The sequence below is a fragment of the Streptomyces capoamus genome, assembly GCF_014654935.1.
Classification (GTDB): domain Bacteria; phylum Actinomycetota; class Actinomycetes; order Streptomycetales; family Streptomycetaceae; genus Streptomyces; species Streptomyces capoamus.
Map to the genome: position 1 here is coordinate 217527 of NZ_BNBF01000004.1, position 5685 is coordinate 223211.

Genomic DNA, 5685 nt, shown 5'->3' on the forward strand with positions numbered 1-5685 from the left:
GGCAAGCCTTGTGACACCCCGGGCGGCACCACGGTCCGGGCCGCCCTGCTCGACCTCGTCGTCCAGCTGGGCCTCCAGCTGCGCCATCGCACAGGCCACCCGAGCGATCACGCGGTCGGTGGTGCGAACAGTGCCTGGACGGCTTCGGCGGCCAGGTCTCGCAGCCAGGTGTGGGCGCGGTCGTCGTCGTAGCGCTGGTGCCACAGCAGGTACAGGGGGACCTCGGGCAGCGGGAGTGGTGACGGCAGTGTGGCGAGGCCGAGTTGTTCCCGGGCTGCACGGGTGACCGCGTCCGGAACGGTGACGACCAGGTCGGTGTCGCGGGCGATTTGCAGCGCGACGGCGGCCGTGGGCCCGGCGGCGACGACGCGCCGCTCGAGGCCACGGGCGGTCAGGGCGTCGTCGATCGGGTCACGCAGGCTTCCGCGTCGCGAAACGGTGAGATGTTCGGCGGCTGCGTAGCGCTCGACGCTCAGCGGGCCTTCGGTGAGGGGATGGCCCGGTCGGACGGCGACGACCAGTCGGTCGCTGCCGACGAGGCGGTGGCGGATGTCTGGGAGCGCTGGGGCGCCGGAGCTCGATTCGAGGTCGACCTCACCCCGGCGCAGCTCGGCGTCGTCCCTCCCGGGCTCAGCGGACAGGCGCAGCCGGACGCCGGGGGCCTGGCGGTGGACGGCGGTGATCAGGGAGGTGCCGCAGGCGGCGGTCAGGGCGTCGTGCCAGCGCACGGTGAACACCCGGTCCAGAGCTGCCAGGTCGAGTTCTCGCTGTGCGGAGAGAAGGTGGTGAGCCTGTTGTACGAGGGCGTGGACCTGGGCGCGCATGGCCAGTGCGCGGGTGGTGGGGACCATGCTGCGGCCGGTGCGGACCAGGATCTGGTCACCGGTGGCCTTGCGAATGCGGCCCAGGGAGCGGCTCATCGCCGGAGCGGTGACGTGGAGGCGTGCTGCGGCGCCGGCGACGCTGCCCTCTTCCAGCAGTGCGTCCAGGGCCGTGAGCAGATTCAGATCCAATTGCATGAGAGTAACTCTACAAGTGAATAGCATGCACTTGTTGTTAATGATTGGGGGGCCTACCTTCGGAAGGGCAGGCGCGACACGAGCCGCCCGCACACACCGAGCCCAGGGAGCCCCTCATGAGCACAGCCATGCCTTTTGCCGCCGACACGACGCTGCTGTCCGAGGTGACCGCCGCGGTGAAGACCGCAGGCCTCACCCTGCGCGCCCGCCACACTCCGCACGCCCGGGGCGTGAGTCTGGAAGAGGTCGTCGCAGAGATCCACGCCAACGACGACGCTGTGCTGGACGTGCTGCGGGAGCCGCTGCTGCGGGCCCGGCGGGGATCGCAGTGGACCGAGGACGAACTGGCCGGCGGTGCGCTCCCGTCGGGGGAGTGGTGGGTCGTCGACCCCGCCGAGGGCAACATCAACCACGTTCACGGCATGGAGGACTGGGCCGTGACCGCCACCCTGGTCCGCGACAACCAGCCGGTGCTCACCGTCGTCCACCTGCCACTGACCGGCGACACCTACACCGCTGTCGCCGGCGGCGGTACCCGCCTCAACGACCGGCCCCTGAAGGTGTCCTCCAAGACCGATCTGGGCGCCGCACTCACCGGCACCGGCCAGGCCAGGCCCGGCGAGGACGAGCGCACCTTCCGGCGGATCGGTGACTCGGTCACCGCCATGCTCATCAACGGCCTGGTCGTGCGCGTGTCCGTTCCCGCCACGATGCAGCTCATCCACGTCGCCGCCGGACGCACGGACGCCTTCTGGCAGTTCTCCGACGTCCGCTCCGGTCTGGTCGCCGGTGCACTGCTGGTCTCCGAGGCCGGAGGCACCGTCACCGACCTGACGGGTGAGCCCTGGAACACGGGCAGCCGCGACTTCCTGGCCGCCGCCCCCGGCATCCACACCGCCGCCCTCGAAGTCCTGTCACCGATCGCCTGACCGGACACCTCCGCTCCACCCACTCACACCGCAAGGAGCATCACCTCATGACCAGCATCGGCATCCTGGGCGCCGGCCGCGTCGGCACCAACCTCGCCGGTAAGCTCTCCGCAGCGGGACACCGTGTCACCCTCGGTGTCCGTAACTCGGAAGAGACCCCGGCCCTTGCCGCCGACATCGCCCCGCGGATTGCCTTCGCCGACCAACGCACCACCGCCCGCACCGCGAGCATCGTGATCAACGCGACGCCCGGCGACACATCCCTGGACCGCCTGGCCGGTCTGCGCACCGAGCTCTCCGGGAAACTCCTCGTCGATGTCTCCAACGCCACCCGCGACGCCGATGACGGCCTGCCCGGCGACCTGTGCTATCCCGGCAGCAGTCTCGCCGAGCAACTCCAGGCCGCCCTCCCCGACACCCGCGTGGTCAAGACCCTCAACACCATGCTGTTCATGGTCATGACCGCTCCCGAAACCCTGGCCACCCCACCGACCGCCTATCTCTCCGGCGACGACCAGAACGCGAAGAAGACCGTCGCCGGCCTGCTCGGCGACCTGGGCTGGCAGCCCGCATGGATCCAGGACCTCGGCGGCATCACCACGGCCCGCGCCACCGAGGCCATGATCCTCGTGGTTCCCCACATCCTGCGCCGGCACGGCTTCGAACCCTTCGCCGTCTCTCTCGCCCGATGAGCCTCAGTGCCTGCCGACAGCCTCAGAGGTGGTTGACCGCGGCTGAGTTGTCCCGCCAGAGCCAGTTCACTGGGGCGTACTGCTTCTTCAGTGCGGTGCGCTCGCGGCCGTAGACCTTCAGCGCGGCCTCCACCGCCACCGCCAGGCCGTCGAGGTCTTGCGGCACCGGCACGCGCAGCAGCAGGTGCTGCTTGCGGTGGGCGAGGAGCAACTCCCCCGCGGGGGTGCACTCCAGCAGCTCGAAGTGGACGAGGGGCTTGAACGGCTTCTGCCCAGTGGACATCCGGGCCCGCAGCACGCCGTCGCTGCTCCATGCGTACAGGCCATAGCGGTTGAGGTGGAAGGCGCAGCCGCGATGCGGGTCGGCGACCACGGTGAAGTCGAAGCCGGTGAACGGGCTGTCCTCGCGCAGGTGCAAGCCGCCCAGGCGGCCCCGCACCGCTCCACGGTCGTCGACCAGGGCGAAGCTGAACTCCTGGCCCCGGTTGCTCGACCGGTAAGTCCTCCCGAAGACCGGGACGACGAACAGGTCGTCACCGAGCGCCGCCGGGCGGGTCATCGTGGAATCGACGTAGCCGTGCAGACTTCCGCTGGTTCCGGTGAGCTCCGACAGGGCCTTTGTCAACGAGAGCGCGGGGCGGTTGCCTCCCACCACCGGTGCGTCGCCGTACCGCACGTGCGGGTGATGGTCGGACTCGCTCTGGCGGTCGGTGCGCGCGTCCAGGGTCGCGATGGCGCGCAGCACGGGCTTGCGGCCCGGGCCGAGGGTGGCGCCGGGTTCGGAGATGGCGACGATGTTGGGGCGGGCGCCGGCCCAGTTGCTGATTCCGTACTCAGAGGTCATGCACAGCAGCCGGCCCGCGGGGGTGACAGCGATCGACGCGGCGAACGGGTCTTCCCTGCAGCCCTCCTTCTTCTCCCAGCCTGAGGACATCGGCCAGGAGGCGAGGACCTCGTCGAGGTCCGGAGACAGGAGGTGGGTGCTGCCGGGCTGGGAGCTGACGGCGATGGCGCCGTCCGGGAGGACGGCCAGGGTCGCGCTGTCGCCCTCCGGTATGGCCGAAGGGGCACCGCCCGGCACCGCCTGCCCGAACACGGCGCTGGCGGTGGGTGTCCCGTCCACGCCGTAGCGAGTGATCAGCTGGTAGCCGAAGTTCTGCTCGGCGGGGTCGGCCGAGCCGGCCGCGTGCCCGCGGTAGCGGCGCAGGCCGCTCAGCACGTACGTCTCGCCGGCTGCCGTCGCCACGGCGTGGTCGACCCGGAGACCCCACTCTCCGCTTTCTGGGTCGAGGCGGTGGACGCTCAGCAGGGACGCGGGGACAGTGACCGGCAGCAGTGTCATCCGGACATCTTCTCCCCTGCCACCGACAACTCTCGCTGAGCCTGCCGCACAGCGTCCACGCTGCTCGGGTCCGTACAGGGGAGTCCGAAGCGACGGCATCGTCCGCACCGTCACCGCCGTCCCGGCCGGGGGTCTGGCCGCTCTGAGCAGGGGCGGCGGTGGTCGGAAGGCCACGTGATCCGCCGGAGTGACCTGGCCGCCGGGCCCCGTCCCGACGCACAGAACCCCGTCGACGCCGGGCGCGGGCGCTGCTTCCAGGGAGCGGACTGATGCGAGGCGGGCGCGGACCCGCAGGGAAGGCGGCGTCCCAGCCGGTACCCCTGACAGGCCTTCGCGCATCCCGGTTCACGAAAGCCCGCGACGAAGTCTCGGCCGTCGTCGGGGCGCGTTTCGTTCAGATCAGCGGAGTGATCTGGTCTTCGATACCTAGCAGGGCCCGGCCGTACATCTCGGTCGCGATGGCAGGGTTGACCATGGCATGCCGCGTACCCGTCTCCAGATCCCGCCAGATGCGCTGCAGCGGACTGTCCTCGGCGAAACTCCGCGCCCCGTGGACATTCAGCAGCAGGTCCAGTGCCTCTCGTGCGCAGCGGGCGACTGTGCCGATGTCCATGCGCGCCCGGGTCCGGTTGACCAGGGGCATGCACTGGCCGCTCGCCGCCCAGTTGTCGACATCGTCCGCGGCACGCAACAGGTGCAGGGTGGCGGTGTCGATCAACGATGCCGCCTCGGCGAGTTGCATCTGCGTGGAGGGTGCCTCGCGCGCCAAATGCGTATGCGAAATGCCCCGGCCGGTGGCGAGGGACGCCAGCACCAGTTCCATCGCGCCGCGGGCCAGGCCCAGCAGCGGGCCGGCGAGTGACAGGGCGAGCGTCGGAACGAATGCCGCACGGTACAGGGCCTCGTCCTTGAACTCGGTCGGGTAAGTGCCCTGGAGCGCGTGGGTCACCGACAGGATGCGGTGGGCCGGGACGACGACGCCGTCGGCGACGAGGGTGTTGCTGCCGGTACCGCGCATCCCGGCAACGTGCCAGGTGTCCTCGATCGTCAACTGGTGCATTGGGACCAGGGCCAGCGCTTGGTCTCGGCGCTCGCCGTGCTCACCCGTGAGCGTCATGCCGAGCAGCGCCCATCGGGCGTGCAGGCAACCGGAGGCAAAGCCCCACCGTCCGCTGACGATGGTGCCCGCGTCGGATGTCCTGCCGGTCCCATGGGGTGGCAGGACTGCACAGGCCCGGGTGCCGGGGTCCTGCGCGTAGACCTCACGCTGCGTGCGTTGGGGGTAGAGGCCGATGAGCCACCCCGAAATGTTGATCAGGCTGGTGGTCCAGGCAGTCGATCCGCAGCCGCGGCCGAGTTCCGAACCCACTTGGACCAGCGTGCGGATGCATGCCTGATGGCCCCCGAGCCGCTGGGGAACGGTCAGGCTGAACAGGCCGGCCGCATCGAGTGCCGCGATGTTCTCCGGAGCAACGCAGCGGTCCTGATCGGTGCGGGTTGCGTTGCGCCGGAGTAACTCGACCAAGGCTGCGGCTCGTTCGGGCAGCGTTGCCTGCTCGCTGTCGTGGGCGGGTTCCGCGGCGCCCGTCGTCATGGGAGGTCCCTCCGTCACCTGTGAAAGAGTCAGGCCAGCGGCCAGCGGCCAGCGGCCAGCGGCCAGCGGCCAGCGGCCAGCGGCCAGCGGCCAGCGGCCAGCGGCCAGC

The 5685-nt window shown here is 70.5% G+C and carries 5 protein-coding genes; 2 read left to right on the plus strand and 3 right to left on the minus strand.

Going from position 1 to position 5685, the window contains the following annotated elements; genetic code table 11:
- Positions 1-107 precede the first annotated feature (107 nt).
- On the minus strand, positions 108-1019 hold the full coding sequence (locus tag IE312_RS09080) for a LysR family transcriptional regulator (protein WP_189980121.1): 912 nt from the start codon (positions 1017-1019) through the stop codon (positions 108-110).
- 116 nt (positions 1020-1135) lie between these two features.
- On the opposite strand from IE312_RS09080, the gene IE312_RS09085 reads away from it, so the two are divergent.
- Positions 1136-1948 (plus strand): inositol monophosphatase family protein, encoded by an 813-nt coding sequence (locus IE312_RS09085; RefSeq protein ID WP_189980123.1) that lies wholly within the window; start codon positions 1136-1138, stop codon positions 1946-1948.
- A 47-nt stretch (positions 1949-1995) separates the two neighbouring features.
- Entirely contained in the window at positions 1996-2640 is a 645-nt protein-coding gene (locus IE312_RS09090; protein WP_189980124.1) for an NADPH-dependent F420 reductase, read from the plus strand.
- Positions 2641-2662: 22 nt separating this feature from the next.
- Here IE312_RS09090 and IE312_RS09095 read toward each other — a convergent pair whose 3' ends face one another.
- Together IE312_RS09095 and IE312_RS09100 are read right to left on the minus strand one after the other, a co-directional pair.
- Entirely contained in the window at positions 2663-3982 is a 1320-nt protein-coding gene (locus IE312_RS09095) for a Kelch repeat-containing protein (RefSeq protein WP_189980126.1), read from the minus strand.
- 394 nt (positions 3983-4376) lie between these two features.
- Positions 4377-5685 (minus strand): acyl-CoA dehydrogenase family protein (locus tag IE312_RS09100; protein WP_370467532.1); only part of this gene is annotated, 1309 nt, incomplete at its 5' end.

Coding starts and splice junctions, on each gene's coding strand:
- IE312_RS09080 (WP_189980121.1), bottom strand. CDS start 1,019: ATGCAATTGGATCTGAATCTGCTCACGGCCCTGGACGCACTGCTGGAA.
- IE312_RS09085 (WP_189980123.1), top strand. CDS start 1,136: ATGAGCACAGCCATGCCTTTTGCCGCCGACACGACGCTGCTGTCCGAG.
- IE312_RS09090 (WP_189980124.1), top strand. CDS start 1,996: ATGACCAGCATCGGCATCCTGGGCGCCGGCCGCGTCGGCACCAACCTC.
- IE312_RS09095 (WP_189980126.1), bottom strand. CDS start 3,982: ATGACACTGCTGCCGGTCACTGTCCCCGCGTCCCTGCTGAGCGTCCAC.